Source organism: Amycolatopsis sp. YIM 10 (assembly GCF_009429145.1).
Lineage (GTDB): Bacteria > Actinomycetota > Actinomycetes > Mycobacteriales > Pseudonocardiaceae > Amycolatopsis.
On the sequence record NZ_CP045480.1, the window covers coordinates 7,402,155 to 7,423,001 of the forward strand.

The following is a 20,847-nucleotide window of genomic DNA, read 5'->3' on the forward strand; positions in this document are numbered from 1 at the left end:
CCCGCGATCTCCAACCGCCGCTGGTCCGCGGTTTCTTCCCGATGTCGACTGGAGCCATGACCAAGCACATCATCCACGCCGCCACCGCCGAACTCGTCACCACGCCCGGCGGCGCGTTCCACCTGCTCGCCGACGCCGCCCACACCGGCGGCGCGCTCGGCGCCAACCGCCTCGTGCTCGGCGTGGGAGCCGCCGGAGCCAAAACGCACTACCACGCGAAATCCACCGAGCTGTTCTACGTGCTCGACGGTGTGGCGGAGTTCGTGCTCGGCGACGAGCACGCCACGGTTTCCGGCGGCGACCTGGTGATCGTGCCGCCCGGCCTGCCGCACGCGTTCGGCGCCGCCCCGGGACACCCGGCCGACCTGCTCGTCGTGCTCACTCCCGGTGTCGACCGGTTCGGGTACTTCCGGCACTTGGGCCGGATCCAGCGCGGTGAAGCCGAATTCACCGAGCTGCACGCCGAGGACTACGACGTGCACTTCGTCCTGGATCAGCGGTCGTAGTAGGTGGTCGGCGGCGGCTGGTTCCACTGCCGGGTCGGTGCCTGCGGATCGGTGGCGCGCTTGCGGCGGTGCAGCGTGCGCGCGTTCACCGCCATGTTGTGCACGATCACACCGATCACCAGCCCGAGCACCAGGTTGATCAACGCGGTGGCCACCTTGGCGCCAAGGTCGACGGTCAGCGTCAACGGCAGCACCACCGCGATCAGCGTCACCAGCGCCATGATCCAGCCGAAGAACTGGCCCGGTGCCGGGGTGGCCACGCTGAGCAGGTGCATCAGCCCGGTGGCCAGCAACGCCACCACGGCCGCGGTGACCGCGTAGTAGGGCGTGCTCGCGTTGCCCCAGATCCCCTCGCCCTCCGGCGCGAGCACTTCGACCTCGAACAGGCCGCGCGCGATCAGCAGGCCGACGATCGCCAGCAGGGCGGCCACCACCGCGGTGGCGATGCCGCCGGCCCACAACCGGCCCGCGTCGACCCCTGGCCGGTCATCGCGCGCGTGCGGTGCGTTGTAGTCGGACATCGGGAGCTCCTCCGTAGTGAGTCACCGGCCACCTCCGATTCTCGCGCGATTCCGGCTTCCCCGCCGTCCGGGACGAGGGCCGCTCACCCGACGGTGGCGATATCTTGACGGTGGTTGGCGGTCACGCCACTGGTCGAACCGCGTCCGCTGATTAGGCTGGTTCCCATGGCGAAAGCAGCAGGTCCCAGCGTCGCGGTACTGGCGTACCAGGGCATGTCCGCGTTCGAGACCGGCATCGTGACCGAGGTGTTCGGGCTCGAATGGCGGGGTTTCGGGGTGCCCTGGTACCGGCTGAAGATCTGCGCCGAGCAGCCGGGCCCGGTGCGGATGATCGGCGGCGCCACCCTGGAAACCCCGTACGGCCTCGACGACTTCACCGACGCCGACACGCTGGTCGTGCCGAGCGTGGCCGATCCCGCCGCCGATCCGTCGCCCGAGCTGGTCGCCGCGCTGCGGCGGGCCTACCGCCGCGGCACGCGGATCGTGTCGATCTGCTCCGGTGCCTTCGCGCTGGCCGGGGCGGGCCTGCTGGACGGGCGGCGGGCGACCACGCACTGGCGTTACGCCGATCTGCTCGCCAGCCGGTTCCCCCAGGTCGAGGTGGACCCGAACCCGTTGTACGTGGAGGACAGCGGGGTGTTCACCAGCGCGGGCTGCGCGGCCGGCCTGGACCTGTGCCTGCACCTGGTCCGCGCCGACTTCGGGGCCGCGGTGGCGAACTCGGTGGCCAGGCACCTGGTCATCCCGCCGCACCGCGACGGCGGGCAGGCGCAGTACATCGAGGCGCCGATGGCCCCCGATCCGGACAACGACCACGTGGCGCGCAGCATGGCCTGGGCGCTGGAGCACCTGGCCGAGCCGATCACCGTGGCCAAGCTGGCCGAGATCGCCGCCATGTCCGCGCGCACCTACCTGCGGCACTTCCTGCGCGCCACCGGGACCAGCCCGATCCGCTGGCTGATCGCCCAGCGCGTGCAGGCCAGCCTGCCGCTGCTGGAGACCACCGACACCCCGATCGAGCGGATCGCCACCGCGGTCGGCTTCGACACCGCGGTGACCTTCCGGCACCACTTCGCCGCCGCGATGCGGATCGCGCCGTCGGCCTACCGCCGCACGTTCGGCGTCCGTGAGGAGATCAGCGCATGACCGTCGGCGTCCGGCAGGCAGCCGAGGCCGAACTCGGCGCGCTGGAACCGTTGTGGGTGGCGCTGACCGAGCACCACCGGTCGCTGGTCGGCGAAACCCTGCCGGTGCGCGGCAACATCACCTCCTGGTCGGTGCGCCGCGAGCAGTACCGGTCATGGCTGCGCGAGGACAGGGCGCTGATCTTCACCGCGCACCAAGGAGAACAGGACGCGCCGGCGGGGTACCTGTGCTGCCGGTTGCTGCCTTCGGGCGCCACCTTCGACTTCGGTGAACTGCGGGGCGAGGTCGATTCGCTGGTGGTCGATCCCGCGGTGCGCGGTGACGGCATCGGCACGGCGTTGCTGGAGGCCTGCCGCGCGGAGCTGAAGAACCGCGGGATCGAGTACTGGTCGATCGGCGTGCTGGCGGCGAACACCGGGGCGGCGAGCCTGTACGAGCGCCTCGGTTTCCGCCCGTGGATCAGCGACTTGCTCGGCCGCACCTGATGATCGCTTGTGGCGAACTCGCCTCGCTGTGAGCGAACGCGGGCCTGCCCAACGGTTTCTGCGCTCTAACGTCGCGGTCATGACACTTGAGCTGCTTCCCGAGATGTCCGCGCCGCCGAGCGGGCTGTCCCTCAACGACTCGGTCTACGAGCAACTGCTGCGCGACCGCATCGTCTTCCTCGGCTCGGAGGTGACCGACGAGGTGGCGAACCGGATCACCGCGCAGTTGCTGCTGCTGGCCGCCGACGATCCGGACCGCGACATCACCTTCTACATCAACTCGCCGGGCGGCTCGGTCACCGCGGGCATGGCCATCTACGACACCATGCAGCTGGTCCAGCCGGACGTGGCCACCTGGGGCCTCGGTTTTGTCGCCTCGATGGGCCAGTTCCTGCTGTCCTCCGGCGCACCGGGCAAGCGCTTCCTGCTGCCGAACACGCGGGTACTGATGCACCAGCCGTCGGCGGGCATCGGCGGTTCCGCGGCGGACGTGGCCATCCAGGCCGAGGTGTTCGGCAAGATGAAGCGCCGGATCGCCGAGATCACCGCGAGCCAGACGGGCCAGACCGTGGAGCGGATCACCGCCGACGCCGATCGCGACCGCTGGTTCGACGCCGAGGAAGCCCTCGCCTACGGCTTCGTCGACAGGATCGTCGGCGCCGCCGGTTCCACCGCCGCGACCGGCTGAGAAGTGGTTGCCCGCACGTGGTGCACGACCACGCTGAGCGTCGCGGCCAGGAAGACCACCTGCATGGCGGTCCGCGGCACCAGCTGGTCGTCCCACGGCAGGCCGATCCCGGTGACCGCCTTGTGCACGTTCGCCGGGAACATGGCCAGCAGCATCAGCGTCAGGCCACCGGCCGCCCACGGCGCGGTCCGCGCCCACAGCAGTCCGGCCGCGCCCGCCAGTTCCAGCACCCCGGTCACGGTGACCAGCAGTTCCGGCGCGGGCAGTGACGGCGGCACCATGGCCACCAGTTCCGCGCGCATGCCGACGAAGTGCGCCACGCCGGTCGCGACGAACATCGCGGCGAGCCCGCCGCGCACGGCCACCGGCCACGGCTTCAGCCGCCGCACACCGGCCGCGCCGAGCACCAGTGCCACCAGCGTGACCACCACCAGGATCACCAACGGCGCCATGCCGTCCCCCAATCTCCATCGAACTTGACAGCGACAAGATTGCGCTCGATGCCGCATCTTGTCAATGCCTAGATTGGGCTAGGCTGTCCGGCATGCCCTACCACCACGGCGATCTCCGGCGGACCATGCTCACCGCCGCGGTCGAGGCGATCACCGAGTCCGGTCCGGCCTCGATCAGCCTGCGCGAGCTGGCGCGCCGCGCCGGGGTGTCCAACGCGGCACCGGCCCACCACTTCGGCGACAAGGCCGGCTTGCTCACCGCGCTCGCCACCGAGGGGTACGACCTGCTGGCCGACGCGATCACCGAAGCCCGCGAAGCCGGTGGCGGCATGATCGACATGGGCGTGGCCTACGTGCGGTTCGCCGTCGAGCACCGCGCGCACTTCGACGTGATGTTCCGCCCCGACTTCTACCGCGCCGACGACGAGGCGCTGGCGGCCGCGCGCACCAGGGCCGGGGACGCGCTCGCCGACGGGGTCGCCGCCGACCCGCGCACCGGCCCGGACCACCGCCTCGCGCGCGTGGCCGCGTGGTCGCTCGTGCACGGGTACGCCACGCTGGTGCTCAGCGGCGCACTGGAGCAGGACGCCGAGCCCGCCGTCACGGCCAGGGCGATCGCGGGTTTCCTGTTCCCCCGGACCGAAAAGTAGGTCCCTCAGACCGAGAAGTAGGGGCCGAACCCGGCGTCGGCACCCGCCTGCCGCCACCAGTCCGCCTGCTCGGCGGTGCCGATGCCGTCCACCAGCACGGTGGTCCCGGCCAGGTGCGCCAGCTCGATCAGGTTCGCCACCGAACGCGCGACCAGCAGGCTGCTGGCCTCGTGCCTGCGGTCGACCAGTCGGCGGGCCAGCCGCACCGTGCGCACCGGCAGTTCACCGAGGCAGCCGACGTCACCACCCGCGCCGAAGTCCAGTACTTCGCTGTAGACCCCGATTTCCGCGAGCACGCGGAGGTTGTCGGCGGCCTCACCGCGTTCGGCCAGCAGCGCCCGCACCGGGAAGCCGAGGCGCAGCCGCGCCGGGTTCAGCCCGGTTTCGGCCAGCGCCCGCCGTACCGTGCCGACCAGATCGGGGTCGATCGCCTGCTCGGGAGTCAGGCCGACCACGAGCACGTGCTTCTGCCCGTCACGCACCTTCTCGCAGGCCGTGCGCAACAGCCATTCACCCAGTGGCAGCAGCAATCCCGTGCGCCCGGCCAGTTCCACGCAGGTCTCGTGGCCGAGCGCGCCTTCGCGTTCGTGGTTCCACCGCAGCAGGGCCTCCACCGCCGTGGTGGTGCGGTCCTCCAGCCGGACCGCCGGGCGGTAGACCACTTCGAGTTCGCCGAGTTCCCACGCCCCGGCCATGGACGCGGCGAGGCTGAAATCGTGCCGGTCGCGGGCGTCCTGCGCCGGGTCGAACACCTGCCACTGCCGGTGCCCGTTGCGCTGCGCCCGGCGCAGCGTCATGTCGGTGGCACGCAGCAGTTCGCTCGGCGCCAGCTCGGGCGAGGGCCGGTGCGCCACGCCGAAGGTCGCCGACACCGCCACGCCGGTGTGCTCGTCGAGGTACACCGGCTCGGCCAGTTCCTGGTTGATCCGCCGGATGGTGGTGCCGATGTCGGGCGTGCTCCCGGTGTTCTCGATCAGGATGCCGAACTCGTCCCCGCCGAGCCGCGCCACGATCGCGTTCTCCTCGGCCACCACGGCTTTCAGCGTGCCGGCGACGCTGCGCAGCAGACGATCACCGCTGCCGGGACCGAGTCCGTCGGTGATCACCGAGAAACCGTCGAGATCGAGGTGGAACACGGTGATGCCGGTGGCCGGATCGGCCAGCCGCAGCGCCCGTTCCAGCCGGGTGCTGAAGAACTGCCGGTTGGGCAGGCCGGTCAGCGCGTCGTGCAGTGCCTGGTGGCTCAATCTTCGTTGCAGCAGCGAGACATCGGTGTCGTCGTCGACGATGGTGACGAACCGCTCCGCCTTGCCGGACGCGTCCCTGATCACTCCGCCGGTCAGGGTCACCCACATCGTTTCACCGGTCTCGGTGAGCAGCCTGCGGCCGATCCGCAACCGGTTGATCTCGCCGTCGAGCAGTTCGCGGTACCCCTCGCGCAGCCCGGCGGCGTCCTCCGGATGGATCAGGTCGAACAGGCTGACCCCGGCGATGTCGGCGGGCGCGCGGTTGAGCGTCTTGCCCAGCGCGGCGTTGATCCGCACCAGGCTGCCGTCCAGCTCGGTGACCGCCACGCCACTGGCCGAGCCGACGAAGACCTCCTCGAACTGCGCCTGCGTCATCGCCTGCTGGCGGCGGGCCTCGCGTTCCACGTCGAGCAGCGTGCGGTTGAGTTCGCGTTGCTGCTTCTGGAACATCTCGCGCTGGGCTTCGCTGTAACCGGTGGTCAGCGCGCCGAGGGTGAGCACAACGCGGTCCGCCGGCTGGTCGCGGGCGAGCGCCTTGCCGAGCACCTCCAGCGTGCGCCGCAGGCTGTCCGGGCCGACGCAGCGCAGTTCCACCAGGCGCGCACCCGCGCGGCTCGCCGGCGCGGGCTCGAACGGGCGACTGCGGACCACGTCGATCAATTGGTCCACCAGTTCCCGAAGGTGCGATTCCAGTTCTTTGTGACTGTATGGAAGATAGGCCGTCGAGCCGATCAGATACGCCCATTTACGCGCCAGCGTCGCGCGCCGCCGAGCCGACGGCGCACCGCCGGGGGTCGAAGACGCGTCTTCGTACGGATTCGGGACGGTCACTGCTGCCTGTCTCTTCGGCTCGCTGGGGAGGTCGGAAAAGATCCTTCCGGATTCTCTACCGGCACCCACCACTCAAGGGTCATCCAATCGGGTGGTAACCCTCCGGCGCCAATCCTAGCTCCCCGCTCAGCCACGTTCGGGTGGCCTCCCGATAGGCGGCCGCATTTCGGTGCAGTGCCAGGGAATGCCCTGCTCCAGGCAGGACGTAGGTGGACAGCCGCGCACCCGGCCCGTAGTACGGCGCCTCCTGCGCCCGCAGTTTTTCCGCGGTGGAACAGTCCCGAAGGGCGAGCACCCCGCAAAAAAGCACGTCGTTTTCACCGACCGCCTGGAACACCGGCACGTCGATGCCTTTTGTGACCGGAAGCACAATGCCGAAAAGCGCAACGGTTCCCATACCCGGAACGGAAACCTGGTCCTTGGTCGCCTCGTCCGCGGCGATGACGCCGGGGTCCGCATTTTCCCGGTGGTAGAACAACCACTCGCGCGAACCCGGTTTGGTGGTGAAATACAGCAGGTCACTGCCGAGGAACCGCGGTTCCGCAAAAGCCGGTTGCAGGCCGAACAACACACCGAGCGCGAGCACCGGGACCGCGGGCAGGTGGGTCATGCCGGACAGGATCACCGCGTCCACGTCGTGGTAGGTGGCCGCTTCCGCGGCGACCACGCCGGAACCGACGGAATGCCCGACCAGCACCACCTTGCCGAACGCGTGGCCGCCGACGTGCCCGGCACGCAGGTGCCCCACCACCTCGTGCACCGCCTTCGCCGCCGCGGGCAGGAGCAGCTGCGGGCTGAGCGGCTTGCCGCTGCGACCGGCGCCCAGCTGGTCCATCGCGAACGTGGCGTACCCGTGCGCGGCCATGTCCCGCTGGTACGAATTCCGTTCCGGCTCTTCGGGAATGTCCCAGTACGCGCTGTTGTAGGTACCGCCGTGCACCAGCAGCTGCACCGCGTCCGGGGTGGTGCTGGCGGGCAGGCAGAACCGGCCGTGCACGGTGGTCGGGCCGTCCGGGCCGCTGACCGGGAGAGCGGTGTCCGAGCAGCTGACGGCGGTGGCGGCCGTAGCCGCGGTGGCCGAAGCGGACACGACGGTGCTCCCCAGCAGAGCGCAGCAGGCGAACATCGCGGCGGTCAGCTTGGTCGGCGTTCTCACGGATTACCTCCGAGTGGCGTTCAGCGAAGAGCTGCACAGGGTACACGCGGTAGTCGATCACTCACCCTGAGGTGGGCCTCCGATGTCACACGGTGTCACGCCGGGTCACGCGCAGGGGCAGCCGATCGGGTTGCATGGTGGCCTTGATCTTGGCGCGCACGGGTTTTCCCGGCACCGGCACCAGCCGCCAGCGCGCGCCGATGGTCACCGCGGCGACGGCGATCTCGGTCGGCGCGAGGAAGTGTCCCGGGCACAGCCGGGCGCCGGCGCCGAACGGGATGAACGCGCCGCGCGGCAGCTCCGCCATCCGCTCCGGCGTCCACCGGTCCGGGTCGAACCGGCCGGGATCGGGGAAATACCGGGGATCCTGGTGCAATGTGTGCTGACTGACCGCGACCTCGGCCCCGGCCGGGATGGGCACACCACCGAGTTCGGTGTCCTCGCGCGCGCGGCGCATCAGGATCAGCGGCGGGGTCCGCCTGCCGATCTCGTGAATGATCCGGTGGGTGTATTCGAGCGCGGGCAGGTCCTCGAACCGGACCGGGCGCCCGCCGAGCACCTCGTCGATTTCGGCGTGGAACCGGCGTTCCACCTCCGGGTGCTGCCCGAGTTCGTGGAAGAACCAGGCCAGCGCCACCGCGGTGGTTTCCGCGCCGGTGGTGAGAATGGTGATCACCTCGTCGCGCACCTGCTCGTCGCTCATGCCGTCGCCGGTTTCCTCGTCGCGGGCGAGCAGCAGCATCGAGAGCAGGTCGCCGTGGTCGGCGCCGGAGGACCGCGCGGACACCACCGCTTCGGTGATCACCCGGCGCAGGCGCGCGGCCGCAGCGTCGAACCGCCGGTTCGCCGGGATCGGCAGTTTTTCCACCAGCTTCGGGGAAAACGCGCGGAGTAGCACGTACCTGAGCATGATCGGGATGGAGCGCTGGATCTCGGTGAGCACCTCCTCCCCGAGTTCGGTGGAGAACAGCGTGCGCCCCGAAGCGGTCAGCGCGAAGTCCTGCATCTGCTCGTCGAAGGCGATGACCTGCCCCGGCTGCCAGGAATTCGCGAACTCCGCGGCCAGTCCCGTGATCGTCTGCTCGGTGTACCCGGCGATGCGCTCGCGGGAGAACGCCGGTTGCACCAGACGGCGCTGCCGCCGGTTCAGTTCACCGTTGGAGGTGGCCAGGCCGTCACCGAACAGCGGGCGCATCTTGTCGAAGACGATGCCCTTGTCGAACTTCGGCCCGTCGGTGACCAGCAACCGCCAGGCCAGTTCCGGGGTGGTGACCAGGTAAACCGGCAACGGGCCGAGGTACAGCTTCACCACGTCACCGCGGTCACGCACCGCGGAGAACAGGCCGAGCGGGTCGCGGAGCAACGGCACGGTGTGCCCGAGCAGTGGCCACCGGCCGGGCGCGGATTCCGGTTCTCCGGCCACTTTTCCTCCTGTCGCGAGGCGGCCACAGTAGGGCGGGCGCGCACCGGGCGGCCACCGCATGCACACGAACGGAGGAACGCCGTTGCTCCTCGGCGCAGGGCTACACTGCCGCGCCTGACGGATTCCGCACGAACAGACGGGAGTCGCGGTGATTCCGGATTTGAGCTGGGTGCCCCCCGAGGTCGATGTCAACGTGCCGAACCCGGCCAGGGTGTACGACTACTGGCTGGACGGCGACCACCACTTCCCGGCCGATCGTGAACTGGGGGAACAGATCCTGCGGATCATGCCGGGGGTGCGCGACGCGGCCCGGCTCAACCGCGCGTTCCTGCGCCGGGCGGCCACCTACATGGTGGAGTCCGGGGTCCGTCAGTTCCTCGACATCGGCTCGGGCATTCCGACGGTGGGCAACCTGCACGAGATCGTGCAGTCGATCGATCCGGACTGCCGTGTGGTCTACGTCGACCGAGAGCCGGTCGCGGTGGCGCACAGCCAGCTGCTGCTCGAAGGCAACGACCGGTGCGTGGCGCTACAGGCCGATCTGCGCGACGTCGAGGAGATACTGACCTCGCCCAAAACCACCGCACTGCTGGATTTCGCCCAGCCGGTGGGCCTGTTCATGTTGCTGCTGCTGCATTTTGTGCCGGACTCGTGGGATCCGGTGGCGCTGCTGGCCCGGTACCGCGCGCAGCTGGTCAGTGGCAGTTTCCTCGCCGTGTCTCACGTCGCCGCGGATGCCGGCTCGGCCGGCTTGGACGAGGCGATCGAGGCGTACCGGAGCACGCAGAACCAGCCGTTCCCGCGCACGCACGACCAGGTGATGCGGTTCTTCGACGGCTTCGAGATGGTCAAGCCGGGGCTGGTCGGCTGCGCCATGTGGAATCCGGAGGGCGTCGGCGACATGTCCGAGGACCCGGCGATCAACAACCTGCCGTACGCGGGGGTCGGCCGACTGCTTTGAAAACTGCAGCACTTCGAGCGTTCTGACCACCCGGCTCGCCGAACTCGCCGACGCCGCCCTGCTTTCAGTCGCGGACGACGGCGAACAGCACCCCGAGCACGAGCAGGATGCCGCCGCCCCAGAACAGCACGTCGTTGCCGAGCTTGAACATCGGCATCAGCATCTCGTCGGTGGTGACAAACCCGGCGACCAGGCTGGCCAGGCCGGAGCCGATGGCACACCCGGCGAGGATCCGGTCCGCGTTGAACTGCTGGTGCTCCACCTCGTGCGCCATGACATCCCCCAAAAGTCCGGTGCTCCCGTGCGCCCAGTCTAACCATCCGCTTATTGACAAATCAAACTGTCCAATGAACCATTCGTGCCATGAGCGGCGGCATCAACTACCTGGACGACCCGGATCGGGTGCTCACCGCACTCCCGCCGTTGCGACGGCGCCTGCTCGCCCTGTTGCGTGAGCCCGCGTCGGCCACGCAGCTGGCGGCCCGGCTGGACCTGCCCCGGCAGCGGGTGAACTACCACCTGCGCGCGCTCGAGGCGGCCGATCTGGTCGAGGTCGCCGAGCTGCGGCAGCGCCGGGGCTGCGTCGAGCGGATCCTGCGGGTGAAACCGGGCGCGCTGGTGGTCGATCCGGGCGTGATGCGCGAAGGCGAAGCGGAGGTGCCGCACGACCAGTACGCCGCCGAGCACCTGGTCGAGGTGGCCTCGTCGACCGTGCGCGACGTCGCCCGCATGCAGGGGGAAGCCGCCGAGAGCGGCAAGAAGCTGCTCACCTTCACCATCGAGGCCGAAGTGCGGTTCGCGCGACCGTCGCAGGCGCAGGAGTTCACCGACGAGCTGACCCAGGCCATCGCCCAGCTGGCCGAGCGCTACGAGAGCGCGGGGGGACGCCCGTACCGGATCGTCGTGGGCGGGCACCCCGCCGCGGAGCAGAAGGAGCGAGAATGAGCGAGGACCACCGGCCGGAACTGGAGATCCGCGTGCCGGTCACCGTGGAAACGGCCTGGCGTGCGTTGCGGGACAAGGAATCCGTGCTGCAGTGGCACGGCTGGCAGGCGGCCGACCTGGACGCCGAAGTGGACCAGATCTTCTTCGCCAACGCGGTCGAGGACGCGGAGAACCACGTGCTGGTCGCGGACGGCGGTGACCGGATCACCGTCACCGCGGACGGCGACGGCGCCCGCATCACCCTGACGCGGGCCCCACTGAGCGGCAACACCGAATGGGACGCCTACTACCGGGACATCACCGAGGGCTGGATCGCCTTCCTGCAACAACTCCGGTTCGTGCTCGTGCACGGGATCACCACCCCGCGCCGCACGCACTTCTTCGGCACCGAGCGAAGCCGTGCCGACGAGGCGGCGGCACGACTCGGTCTGTCCGAAGTGGCCGATGTCCCGCCGGGTTCCCCGTACGAAGCCGAAATCGCCGGTGAGCGAGTGCACGGCCGGGTGTGGTTCCGGTCGGACAGCCAGCTCGGGCTGTCCGTCGACGAATGGGGCAACGGCCTGCTCGTCTTCGGTGGCGGTATGGCCATCGTGACCACGTACGGCCTGGACGACGCCGAGTTCGAAGCACTCGGCGAACGCTGGCGCGAGCGCTGGCCGTCAGCCTCGGACAGCCCGGTTCACTGATAGCCGATCGGCAGACCGGCGTAGTTCTCCGCGAGTTCGGTGGCCGCGGCCGTCGAGCCGACCGTGCGCCGCAGTTGCGAAAGCTGGAGCTGGGCGTCGAAGTCGTCGCCGTGGCGGTGCAGCATGGTGGTCATCCACCAGGAGAAGTGCGTGCACCGCCAGACCCGGCGCAGCGCGGTGTCCGAATAGGACTCCGCGAGCCCGGCCGAACCCTCGCGCAGCCAGGCGGTCAGCGCCCGCGCCAGCAGTGCGACGTCGGCGACCGCGAGGTTCAGGCCCTTCGCCCCGGTCGGCGGCACGATGTGCGCCGCGTCGCCGGCCAGGAAGAGCCTGCCGTGCCGCATCGGCGTGGCGACGAAACTCCGCATCGGCAGCACGCTCTTCTCGGTGATCCGGCCGGTTTCCAGCCGCCAGCCGGGCTCCCCGGCTTCGAGGCGGGTGGTCAGCGCGGTCCAGATCCGGTCGTCGCTCCACTCGGCGATGTCCTCGTCCGGGCGCACCTGGAGGTAGAACCGGCTCACGCGCGGGGAACGCATGCTGTGCATGGCGAAACCGTCCGGGTGCCAGGCGTAGATCAGCTCGTCGGTGGACGGCGCGACCTCGGCCAGCACACCAAGCCACGCGAACGGGTACTCGCGCTCCCAGGTGTTGCGGACCGACTCCGGGACGGCACCGCGGCTCGGGCCGTGGAAACCGTCGCATCCGGCGATCACCTCGGCTTCGAGTCGCTGCGGCCGCCCGTCACTGTCCACAAAGGTCACCGATGGGCGGTCGGTGCCGACGTCGTGCAGCGCGACTTCCGAAGCCTGGTAGAAGGCCTGCCCACCGGCCTCCTCCCGCGCGCGCATCAGGTCCTTGGTGACCTCGGTCTGGCCGTACACCGACACCGAGCGCCCGGCGAGCCGGACGAAGTCGAGGTGGTGGCGTTCGCCGGGCCACTGGAGATAGATGCCGCGGTGCTCCATCGACTCGGCCGCCAGCCGGGTGCCGACGCCCGCCTGCTTGAGCAGCTCGACCGTGGACGCCTCCAGAATGCCGGCGCGGATGCGGGCCTGCACGTACTCCGCGCTCTGCCGCTCGATCAGCACCGAATCGATGCCTTCGAGGTGCAGCAGGTGGGACAGCAGCAGTCCGGCCGGACCGGCCCCGATGATCGCCACCCTGGTTCGCGTCGTCATGCCGGGAAGAATGCGCGGGCGCGGCCGGGCACCACTACCGCATTCTCATTCATTGAGAAGACAGCACCCGGGAAACCCCGCGCGCCGCCGCGCGCAGGGCCGGGACCTGCGCGCGCGTGTTGCGGTCGTTGGGCACGATCACCGAAAGGGCCGCGAGCACCTGCTCCCCCGGCCCGCGCACCGGCACCGCGACCCCGGCGGTCTCCTCGTCGATGAACCCGCGGCAGACCACGTACCCGTCGCGGCGGACGTCGGCCAGCAGGCGCCGCAGCCGCGCCGGGTCGGTGACCGTGACCGGGGTGTTCCCCGTCTGCGGTTTCAGCGGCCCGGCCAGCACCTCCTCCTGCACCTCGGCCGGGGCGTGCGCGAGCAGCACCAGCCCGGACGAGGACACGTGCAGCGGCAGCCGCCCGGCCACCCTGGTGATGTTGAGCACCGCGTTCGGCGCCGAAAGCCGTTCCACGAACAGCACTTCCCGCCCCTGCCGCACGCCGAGCTGGGTGTGGTGACCGACCACCGCGTGCAGGTCCTCCATGAACGGCATCGCGGCCTCGCGCAACCCGAGGGTCGGCGAGGCCCGCGAGGCCAGCTCCCACAACCGGACGCCGACGCGGACGCGGCGGTCCTCGTCGCGTTCGAGCCAGCCGTGCCTGCTCAGCTCGTCGATCAGCCGGGACGCGGTCGCCACGTGCAACCCGGCCCGGCGGGCGACGTCGGAGACCCGCAGTGCCGGGGTGTCCGACCCGAAGGTCTCGACGATCCGCACCACTCTGGACACCACGGACTCCCCGTGCGCGGGCTTGACCATGGTGCCCAGTCTGCCGCTACGGCGTCTGGCCCACCTGGTCGACGATCCCCCGGTCGAGCACCGCCGAACCGGGGTGCCCGAGCAGCACGTGCGTCCGCGCGTCGAAGACGAACGTGGTGCCCGCCCGGTCCCAGGTGATGCCGACGCCGGTGCGGCCGGCCGCGTCCGTGGCGTCGGGCACCGCCCGCAGCCCCGGGATCCGGGTCGCCGCTTCGAGCAGTGCCGCGCGGGCCGCCGGGCGGAGGTAGTGCTCGGACAGCAGGTAGACGATGTCCTTGCCGAGCGCGTTCACGTCGCCCTTCTCGCCGCTCTGGTTGCGCGCGAGCCAGTCGATCATCGCGTCCGGGGTTTCCGGCACGTCACCCTGGAACGCCGGGATCGGCTCGCAGGAGTCGAACCGGCCGGGGACGGGCTCGTTGCCCTTCACCACGGCCTGCTTCCCGTCACGGCAGCCGGGACTGGGCACGCCCGCCTCGCCGGGGTTCTTGATCAGGCCGTCGTGGGTGCCGTCCGCGGACAGCCAGGCCTCGCGCACGCCATCCGGGGTCTGCGTCCGGGTGTAGACGAACTGGTCCGGCCGGGGATCCACCGCCGGTTCCCGCAGCGCCGCGGCGGCGGCCTCGCGCAGCACGACAACCGGGTCGGCGTGCGCGGCGGGCGGCCCGACCTCGGCGGGTGCCAGTGCGAGCACCCCGGTGATCGCGGCAGCCAGCCCGACCGCGGTCGCCCCCGCCCAGATCAGCCGCCGCGAGCGGCGGGGCGGCGGCGCGAACGCGGCGGTCAGGCGGTCACGGCCGGGGGCGAGTTCTTCCGGCGAGGGCAGGGTGGCGGGTCCGGCGAAGTCACGGACCGACTGCAGCTCATCCATGGTTGATCTCCTCGAGAGTGCGTGCGTCCGATTCGAGCGCGCCGCGGACCTTGCGCCGGGCGCGGTTGAGCCGCGAGCGAACGGTGCCGACCGGGATGGCGAGCGCGGTGGCCACCTCCTCGTAGCTCAGCCCTTCCCAGGCGATGAGCAGCAGCACGTCGCGGTCGCCGTCGGACAGGGCGCTCAGCGCGGTGGCCATCGCCACCGAACCGGCCTGCGCGGTGACCTTGGCCGCGACCCGGTCGGCGGGCCCGTCCACCTGGTCGGCCGGTCTCAGCGAGGCGCGCAGCCGGTATTCGCGCACCTCGTCACGGCGGTACTGGCCGACCACCCTGGTGGCGATGCCGTAGAGCCACGGTCGCGCGTCGGGAAAGGCGCGGTCGTACCGATGCCGTTTGCCGAAGGCGGCGAGGAACGTCTCGTTCAGCGCGTCGTCCGCGGCCTGGGTGCCGATGCGGCGCACCAGGTACCGCTTGATGTGCGCGGCGTGGCGGTCGTAGATCTCGGCGAACCGGGCCGGTTCGGCCCGTGACCGCTCGATCACCACGACGTCAGCGTCTCCGTCGTCTCGACTCATACCCGGTATCCGCAGATCCGGCCGATCGGGTTCACGGCGTGCCGGTTAACCGCCGCCGGGGCCGGGTAGCCGAGGCGGATGACCGCGACACCACCCGACCCCGAACCCGACACCACCCCTGGCGTCGAGCCGGGTGCCACCCCGCCCGAGTCCGGGCAGACGTCGGGCCTGTCCCACCCGCAGCCGATCCCGTCGAAGGGCGTGCCGGTGGTCGCCATCGTGCTCGCCGCCCTGGGCACGCTGCTGGTCGCCGCGCTGCTGTTCGCGCTGGCGGTGGGCTGGCTCAAGATGTGAGCCGCTCGATCGACGCGAGCTTGGCCGGGTCGGTGACCACCTTGATGGCGGCGATCCGGCCATCGACGACGGTGAACGCCATGACCGAGAGCGGGGCACCGTCTTCGCGCCAGGACACGACGCCGGGCAGGCCGTCGACGAGCACCGCCTGGCCCCGCGCCGCCGCGGTCGCGGACAGCCGCGCACCCGCGACGACCTTGGTGGCACCGAGCACGACCACCACGCCGTCGGGGCTGTCGACGGTCAGCTTCACATCGGGGTCGAGAACCCGCAGCAACCCCTCGAAGTCGCCACCGCGAGCCGCCGCCAGGAAGGCCTGGACGACCTCCCGCTGTTCCCGCCCGGCACCCGCGGGCTGCTCGGTCGCCCGCACCTTCCGGCGAGCCCGGCTGGCGAGCATCTTGGTGGCGTCGGCGGACTTGCCGAGGATCTGGCCGATCTCGCCGAACGGCACGGCGAACAGGTTGCAGCACGAACGCCAGTCGCTCACTCGGCTTGAGCGACTCCAGGACCACGAGCAGCGCGAGCCCGACCGAGTCGGCGAGCGCCGCGTCCTCCTCGGGCGCGGGCCCGTCGTCGGCCGTCACCACGAGCTCGGCGTAGGGCGCTTCCGGGCGGGACTGGCGCGACCGCAGGACGTCCAGGCTGATCCGGCCGACCACGGTGGTCAGCCAGCCCGCCAGGTTCTCGATCACCGCCGTGTCCTGACGGGACAGCCGCAACCAGGCCTCCTGGACCACGTCCTCGGCGTCGGCGTGCGAGCCGAGCAAGCGGTGGGCGACCGCGTACAGGCGGTCGCGCTGGGCATCGAACACCTCGGCCACCAGTATCGCCCGGCTGCGGTCGGTCACTTCGACATCTTCCCGGAGCCCTGCTGGCGGAGTGAGATCCGGTTGCCGTCCGGATCCACCGCCTCGGCACGAAGGCCGAACGGGTACTCCCGCGGTTCGGACTCGACAAAGGTCACGCCCCGCTCTCGCAGCGCCTCGAAGTCCTTTCTCAGGTCGTCCGACTCGAGGATCAGCGGACCGGGCGCGGCGCCCGGTCCGGCCGGTTGTCCCGCGGCCGGCGCGTGCGACCAGAGAATGATCTTGACCGGACTTCCGGGAACGCCCACGGTCAGGAAGCGCGCCTCCGGCCCCGGGTAGTCGACCTCCTTCTCCAGGCCGAGCCCGTCGGTGTAGAACTCCAGCGCCCGGTCCTGATCGGTGACGTAGACCGTCACGTACATGATGTTCGTCAGCATCCCGCTCTCCACTCCGTCTTTGTCCTTCGGTCCGACACCGATATGACGGAGCCCGGCGGGCAGAGGTAACAGGCGCGCTAGACGTTCCGGTTGTTCGTGGTCAGCTCGTGCGGCTCGGTGTCCGGCTGGTCGATGCCGAAGCTGATGATCCGCTCGGGGTGGATGCGGATGACCGAGCCGTCGAGACCTCCGTCCGGGTCGATGCCGGTGACCGCCTCGGCGCGGCCACGGATCTCCAGGCAGCGCACCCGCGGCGGATCCAGCGACGGCCGGTCGTCGACCACGAAGGCGACCCGGCCGTTGGCCTCGATGTTGCGGAACTTCCGGCTCCTCGCCAGGTTGAAGCCCCGCACGTCGAGCGTGCCGAGTTCGGCGTTGTAGTGGTATCCGACCGGGCTGGCCTGCAGCGTGCCGTCCGGCTGCACGGTGGCCATCCGGCCGAGGTCGTGCTCGTTCAGGAATGCGAGTTCCGCGGTGGTGAAGGACATGCCGACAGTGGACAACCTGAACTTAGGTTGAAGTCAACCCCGTTCGCCGGTAGCGATTCCGCTCGCTTCCGCCCGCGCGAACGGCGAGGGTCGGCAGCATGAGAATGCTCGTACTGGGCGGCACCGGGCACGGCTCCGGCTGGATCGCGGCCGAAGGCGTGGCACGCGGCCACGAGGTGGTCTGCGCGGCGCGCGGCCGGTCCGGCGCGGTGCCACCGGGTGCTCGACTGGTCAAAGTGGACAGATCGGTGCCGGACGCGCTGGCCCCGCTCGCCGGCGAGCGGTTCGACGCGGTGGTCGACGTGGCCTACGGTGCGCTCGGCTGGGTTCGCGAGGCACTGCGCGCGGTGGACGCCGGGCACTGGACCTTCGTATCCAGTATCAACACCTACGCCGACACCGCGACCATGCACCAGACCGCCGACGCCCCGCAGGTACCGCCGGTCCACGATGAACAACGCGTCGAGCTGACCGACACCACCCCGGAGCACTACGGCGGCATCGAGGTGGCCAGCGAGCACGCCGTGCGCGACGCGATGGGCGACCGCGCGCTGATCGTGCGGCCAGGACCGATCAGCGGCCCGGGGGACAAAACCGATCGTTTCGCCTACTGGGCCGGGCGATTCCACCGCGGCGGCCGGGTGGTCGTGCCGGACGATCCCGCCCAGCCCATCCAGCACCTCGACGCGCGCGACTTCGCCCAGTGGGTCGTCAGCTCGGCCGAACAGCGCCTCACCGGTGCCTTCGACGCCGTCGGCCCGACCCTCAACTTCCTTGACACGCTCAGGGAAATCGCCGAGATCGTCGGCCAGGACAACACCGAACCGATACCGCTCGCCCCGGCGGAACTCCAGACTGCCGGGGTGAATCACTGGCAGGGCCGGAAATCCCTGCCGCTGTGGCTGCCGGAGTCCTTCTACGGCCTCGTTTCCCACGACTGGAGCGCCACTCGCGACGCCGGGCTGACCATCCGCCCGCTCGCCGAAACCGTGCACTCCGCGCTGGCGGAGGAACTCCGTCGCGACGAGCGTCCTCGCGCCGCCGGGCTCACCGATGCCGAAGAAGCGGAACTGCTGGGCTAACCCGCACCGAGGCAGACGAACGGGCGTCGCATCGGGTCCACCGCGACGGCGTCGGCGAGCGCGACGGCCGGGCTCGCACCGCCGGCCAGCGCGCGGTGGTAGTCGTCCATCGCCGCCGCCGAGGACTGGTCGCCGACCTTGCTCAACGGCGCGATCACCGTCTGGGACCCACTGGCCAGCAGCGCGCTGGCGAAGCCGAGCGCCTCGTCACCGGGCCGGATGCGGTTCAGCGCCAGCTCGCACGCGGCCAGCACCACCTGCCGCGGCGGGCGGCTGAGCCCGGCCATCTCGTGCGCGAACATGGCGCCGTCGGCCAGTTCCAGTCGCGAGAACAACGCGTTCTCCGGTTCGTGCGCACCGTGCGCGGCGATGTGGGCCAGTTTCGCGCCGTCCACCGCCGGGAGCACGGCCGTCGCCGTCGCGCCGGACCCGGACAACTGCTTCGACGCGCGGTAGTGCGTGGCCAGCTTGTCGATCTCGGCGCGCGCGGCGGGCAGACCGGGTCCGCGGACCAGCACCACCTTGCGCGCGCGGCCCGCCTTGGCCAGGTCCGCGGACAGCCACGCGGTGGCCGACGGCGCCACCACGGTCGGCCGGTAGTGCAGGCTCGGCAGCACACCCCACGGCACCGCGTACAGCCCGCCGGTCGGCACGATCACCAGGTCGCGCTCGCCGGTCACCTCGAGCAGCGGCCGCACCAGCTGGACGTCGAGGCGTTCGGCCTGCCGCCGCGCCGAGGTCATGATCACCTCGGCGAGCGGGGGCGGGGTGTGGTCGGGCGCCATCGCGTTGAGGTCCACGTTGAGCATGCGCGCGCTCTCCGCGGCCTGTTCGGCCGAGCCCAGCCGGACGATGCTGGCGCCACCGTCGAGCACCACCACCGCGACCAGTTCGTCGGCCGAAGCGGCGAAACTGACCAGCGCCCGGTTCCCCAGCCGCGCCGCGACCTCGTCCATCTTGGCCACCGGACGGGGTTTGCCCCAGTTCCCGGCGTGCCAGCCCATCCGGTGCGCCTCGCGCAGCAGGTCGGCCCGGCGCGCCTTGGCCGCCGCGGTGGGGTGCCCGTCGTGCAGCGCCTGGTGGATCGACTGGGTCAGGCCGCGGATCTCGGCCACGCACTCGGCCAGTTCGGGATCTTCGTCCTGGGCCTGTGGTTCGTAGCGGTAGGTCTGCGCGCGCGTGCGCTCCAGCCAGTCGAACAGCCGTCGCGGATCCTCGCCGCCGAGCACCAGGCGCACGGCCAGCTCACCCAGCTCGCGGCCGTGCAGGGCGGTGCCGGACACCAGTTCCAGGCCGCCCATCCGGTTGCGGACGCGGTCCAGCTCGGCCAGCCCGGCGCGGATCTCACCGAGCGCGGTGCGCCGATCCTCGCGCGCCACGGCGAGTTCGGCCCGGCACAGCCGTCGCAGCATGCGATGGTCGATCGGGGTGAGCTGGCCCGGCCGCGGCACCTCGGCCAGCAGTGTGCCCGCCCGCCGCAGGTTGCCGCGCCGGATCTCCAGCCGGACGGTGAGCATCTTGGCCACGGTGGCCTGCTCGGCGAGCCTCGGCGCGGACATGGCGCGCGCGTGCCGCAGCGCGCGGGCGGGCAGCCCGGCCGGGATTTCCCCGGTGCGCAAGGCATCCGCGGTGTCGGCACGCAGGCCGATGATGGTCGCGTTGGCCACGCAGGTCTGACAGCCCCACCGGCGCATCCGCTGACGCGCGGACTCCGCGAGGCTCCGCGCGAGGTCGAGATCGCCGGACATCAGCGCCGCCTCCGCCCGGAACAACTCGGCGTCGCCCAGCTCACGGGTATTGCTCTGCTCCTTCCGCAGCGCCGGCAGGACTTCGTCGAGGTGCCTGCCCGCCTCGTCGGACAGCCCCGCGGTGAGCAGAGCCTGTACCTGCTCGAACCGCAGCTGCGGCGGCACTTCCGCGTCCAGCGCCCGGTAAGAGCGTTCGCTCTCCTCGAAACAGCGCAGTGCGGCGGGCACGTTGCCGATCCGCCGCTCCAAGGTGCCGAGGTGGCGGCGGATCTCGGCAACCGAAATCCGCAGTTCGTACTTCTCGGCCAGCTTGATCCCCCGGCCGAGGTCTTCACGCGCGCGTTTCACGCGGCCGAGCCGGATGTAGGCCAGTCCCCGGGTGGCCAGCGTGTTCAGCAGCGATTCGACCACCGGCACCGGATTCGCCGCGGTGACCAGACTTTCCTCGCGATAGGCCAGCGCGGCGTCGAAGTGCGCGATGCTGTCCTCGTTGCGGCCACCGCCCATCAGCAGCAGCCCGCGGTTGTGGTTGACCGGCGCGACCAGCTCCGCGCGCACCGTCGGGTCCTCGAACCGCTCGATCACGGTGAGCACGTCATCGAGCCGGGCCAGGCCGTTGGCGAAGCCGACCGTCTCCGCCTCGGAGAAGGCGAGCGTGGTCAGCAGCCGGATGCGGATGCGCAGCCAGTCGTCCTGGTGCTCGGGCGCCACCGGATGGATCGAGTCGAGCAGCCGGACACCTTTGCGCAGCAGGCGGGTCGCTTCGTGCTGGCGCTGGGCACACGAAGCATCCACCCCGCTCTGGTGGAGTTGACGAACCCGGCGAATCACTTCGATCGGGCGCTGCTCGATTACCGGCAC

At 70.8% G+C, this 20,847-nt stretch carries 23 protein-coding genes and 1 pseudogene; 10 read left to right on the forward strand and 14 right to left on the reverse strand.

From position 1 onward, the window contains the following. The first annotated feature begins 56 nt into the window (after positions 1–56). On the forward strand, positions 57–506 hold the full coding sequence (locus YIM_RS34860; RefSeq protein ID WP_194239854.1) for a cupin domain-containing protein: 450 nt from the start codon (positions 57–59) through the stop codon (positions 504–506). Here YIM_RS34860 and YIM_RS34865 read toward each other — a convergent pair. Then, positions 494–1,027, reverse strand: a complete 534-nt coding sequence (locus YIM_RS34865) for a DUF6069 family protein (protein ID WP_153034357.1) — start codon at positions 1,025–1,027, stop codon at positions 494–496. The two genes, YIM_RS34860 and YIM_RS34865, sit on opposite strands and share 13 nt — an antisense overlap. A 165-nt stretch (positions 1,028–1,192) precedes the next feature. Here YIM_RS34865 and YIM_RS34870 point away from each other — a divergent pair, with 165 nt between their 5' ends. The 3 genes from YIM_RS34870 to YIM_RS34880 all read left to right on the forward strand — a co-directional run bounded on the left by YIM_RS34870 (position 1,193) and on the right by YIM_RS34880 (position 3,346). Then, entirely contained in the window at positions 1,193–2,173 is a 981-nt protein-coding gene (locus tag YIM_RS34870; protein ID WP_153034358.1) for a helix-turn-helix domain-containing protein, read from the forward strand. Next, positions 2,170–2,658, forward strand: coding sequence for an N-acetyltransferase (locus tag YIM_RS34875; protein ID WP_153034359.1), 489 nt, complete (start codon positions 2,170–2,172; stop codon positions 2,656–2,658). The genes YIM_RS34870 and YIM_RS34875 overlap by 4 nt, the downstream gene beginning before the upstream one ends. A 103-nt stretch (positions 2,659–2,761) precedes the next feature. Next, a complete protein-coding gene (locus YIM_RS34880) occupies positions 2,762–3,346 on the forward strand; it encodes a ClpP family protease (RefSeq protein WP_228005053.1) in 585 nt (194 codons plus the stop codon). Here YIM_RS34880 and YIM_RS34885 read toward each other — a convergent pair. Then, complete coding sequence (locus YIM_RS34885) at positions 3,289–3,798, reverse strand: DoxX family membrane protein (protein ID WP_153034361.1); 510 nt, start codon at positions 3,796–3,798, stop codon at positions 3,289–3,291. The genes YIM_RS34880 and YIM_RS34885 overlap by 58 nt on opposite strands. Positions 3,799–3,890: 92 nt before the next feature. Between YIM_RS34885 and YIM_RS34890 the strand changes: the two genes are divergently transcribed. Next, complete coding sequence (locus YIM_RS34890; protein WP_153034362.1) at positions 3,891–4,448, forward strand: TetR/AcrR family transcriptional regulator; 558 nt, start codon at positions 3,891–3,893, stop codon at positions 4,446–4,448. Positions 4,449–4,453: 5 nt separating this feature from the next. Here the strand turns inward: YIM_RS34890 and YIM_RS34895 are convergent, their stop codons facing one another. The 3 genes from YIM_RS34895 to YIM_RS34905 form a co-directional block, all read right to left on the reverse strand. Beyond that, positions 4,454–6,364 (reverse strand): bifunctional diguanylate cyclase/phosphodiesterase, encoded by a 1,911-nt coding sequence (locus tag YIM_RS34895; protein WP_228004208.1) that lies wholly within the window; start codon positions 6,362–6,364, stop codon positions 4,454–4,456. A 241-nt stretch (positions 6,365–6,605) separates the two neighbouring features. After that, a complete protein-coding gene (locus YIM_RS34900; protein WP_228004209.1) occupies positions 6,606–7,682 on the reverse strand; it encodes an alpha/beta hydrolase in 1,077 nt (358 codons plus the stop codon). Positions 7,683–7,767: 85 nt separating this feature from the next. Next, complete coding sequence (locus YIM_RS34905) at positions 7,768–9,105, reverse strand: cytochrome P450 (protein WP_228004210.1); 1,338 nt, start codon at positions 9,103–9,105, stop codon at positions 7,768–7,770. A 148-nt stretch (positions 9,106–9,253) separates the two neighbouring features. On the opposite strand from YIM_RS34905, the gene YIM_RS34910 reads away from it, so the two are divergent. Beyond that, entirely contained in the window at positions 9,254–10,066 is an 813-nt protein-coding gene (locus YIM_RS34910) for an SAM-dependent methyltransferase (RefSeq protein ID WP_153034365.1), read from the forward strand. A 64-nt stretch (positions 10,067–10,130) separates the two neighbouring features. On the opposite strand, the gene YIM_RS34915 is transcribed toward YIM_RS34910, so the two are convergent. Then, a complete protein-coding gene (locus YIM_RS34915) occupies positions 10,131–10,340 on the reverse strand; it encodes a hypothetical protein (RefSeq protein WP_153034366.1) in 210 nt (69 codons plus the stop codon). 89 nt (positions 10,341–10,429) lie between these two features. Between YIM_RS34915 and YIM_RS34920 the strand changes: the two genes are divergently transcribed. Both YIM_RS34920 and YIM_RS34925 read left to right on the forward strand, forming a co-directional pair. Then, positions 10,430–11,011 (forward strand): helix-turn-helix domain-containing protein, encoded by a 582-nt coding sequence (locus YIM_RS34920; protein WP_153034367.1) that lies wholly within the window; start codon positions 10,430–10,432, stop codon positions 11,009–11,011. Continuing rightward, positions 11,008–11,697, forward strand: a complete 690-nt coding sequence (locus YIM_RS34925; protein WP_153034368.1) for an SRPBCC domain-containing protein — start codon at positions 11,008–11,010, stop codon at positions 11,695–11,697. The genes YIM_RS34920 and YIM_RS34925 overlap by 4 nt, the downstream gene beginning before the upstream one ends. On the opposite strand, the gene YIM_RS34930 is transcribed toward YIM_RS34925, so the two are convergent. From YIM_RS34930 to YIM_RS34945, 4 genes are read right to left on the reverse strand one after another with little or no spacing between them, the layout of a single operon-like run. Further along, positions 11,691–12,875, reverse strand: coding sequence for a 4-hydroxybenzoate 3-monooxygenase (locus tag YIM_RS34930; protein ID WP_153034369.1), 1,185 nt, complete (start codon positions 12,873–12,875; stop codon positions 11,691–11,693). The genes YIM_RS34925 and YIM_RS34930 overlap by 7 nt on opposite strands. Positions 12,876–12,924: 49 nt before the next feature. Continuing rightward, positions 12,925–13,683, reverse strand: coding sequence for an IclR family transcriptional regulator (locus YIM_RS34935; RefSeq protein ID WP_153034370.1), 759 nt, complete (start codon positions 13,681–13,683; stop codon positions 12,925–12,927). Positions 13,684–13,699: 16 nt separating this feature from the next. Then, entirely contained in the window at positions 13,700–14,551 is an 852-nt protein-coding gene (locus tag YIM_RS34940) for a CU044_5270 family protein (protein WP_153034371.1), read from the reverse strand. Continuing rightward, positions 14,544–15,128 carry an RNA polymerase sigma factor gene (locus YIM_RS34945; protein ID WP_153034372.1) on the reverse strand — a complete coding sequence of 195 codons (585 nt, stop codon included), beginning with the start codon at positions 15,126–15,128 and terminating at the stop codon, positions 14,544–14,546. Before YIM_RS34945 ends, YIM_RS34940 begins: the two co-directional genes overlap by 8 nt. Positions 15,129–15,206: 78 nt before the next feature. Here YIM_RS34945 and YIM_RS34950 point away from each other — a divergent pair, with 78 nt between their 5' ends. Then, complete coding sequence (locus YIM_RS34950; protein ID WP_153034373.1) at positions 15,207–15,422, forward strand: DUF6480 family protein; 216 nt, start codon at positions 15,207–15,209, stop codon at positions 15,420–15,422. Here the strand turns inward: YIM_RS34950 and YIM_RS34955 are convergent. The 3 genes and pseudogenes from YIM_RS34955 to YIM_RS34965 all read right to left on the reverse strand — a co-directional run bounded on the left by YIM_RS34955 (position 15,412) and on the right by YIM_RS34965 (position 17,156). Then, positions 15,412–16,252, reverse strand: a pseudogene (locus tag YIM_RS34955) (sigma-70 family RNA polymerase sigma factor). The gene YIM_RS34950 and the pseudogene YIM_RS34955 sit on opposite strands and share 11 nt — an antisense overlap. 17 nt (positions 16,253–16,269) lie before the next feature. Next, positions 16,270–16,668 (reverse strand): VOC family protein, encoded by a 399-nt coding sequence (locus YIM_RS34960; protein ID WP_153034374.1) that lies wholly within the window; start codon positions 16,666–16,668, stop codon positions 16,270–16,272. A gap of 77 nt (positions 16,669–16,745) precedes the next feature. After that, positions 16,746–17,156, reverse strand: a complete 411-nt coding sequence (locus YIM_RS34965; RefSeq protein ID WP_153034375.1) for a PPOX class F420-dependent oxidoreductase — start codon at positions 17,154–17,156, stop codon at positions 16,746–16,748. A 98-nt stretch (positions 17,157–17,254) separates the two neighbouring features. On the opposite strand from YIM_RS34965, the gene YIM_RS34970 reads away from it, so the two are divergent. Beyond that, positions 17,255–18,238 carry an NAD-dependent epimerase/dehydratase family protein gene (locus YIM_RS34970; protein WP_153034376.1) on the forward strand — a complete coding sequence of 328 codons (984 nt, stop codon included), beginning with the start codon at positions 17,255–17,257 and terminating at the stop codon, positions 18,236–18,238. On the opposite strand, the gene YIM_RS34975 is transcribed toward YIM_RS34970, so the two are convergent. Further along, positions 18,235–20,847 carry a CHAT domain-containing protein gene (locus YIM_RS34975; protein WP_153034377.1) on the reverse strand — a complete coding sequence of 871 codons (2,613 nt, stop codon included), beginning with the start codon at positions 20,845–20,847 and terminating at the stop codon, positions 18,235–18,237. The two genes, YIM_RS34970 and YIM_RS34975, sit on opposite strands and share 4 nt — an antisense overlap.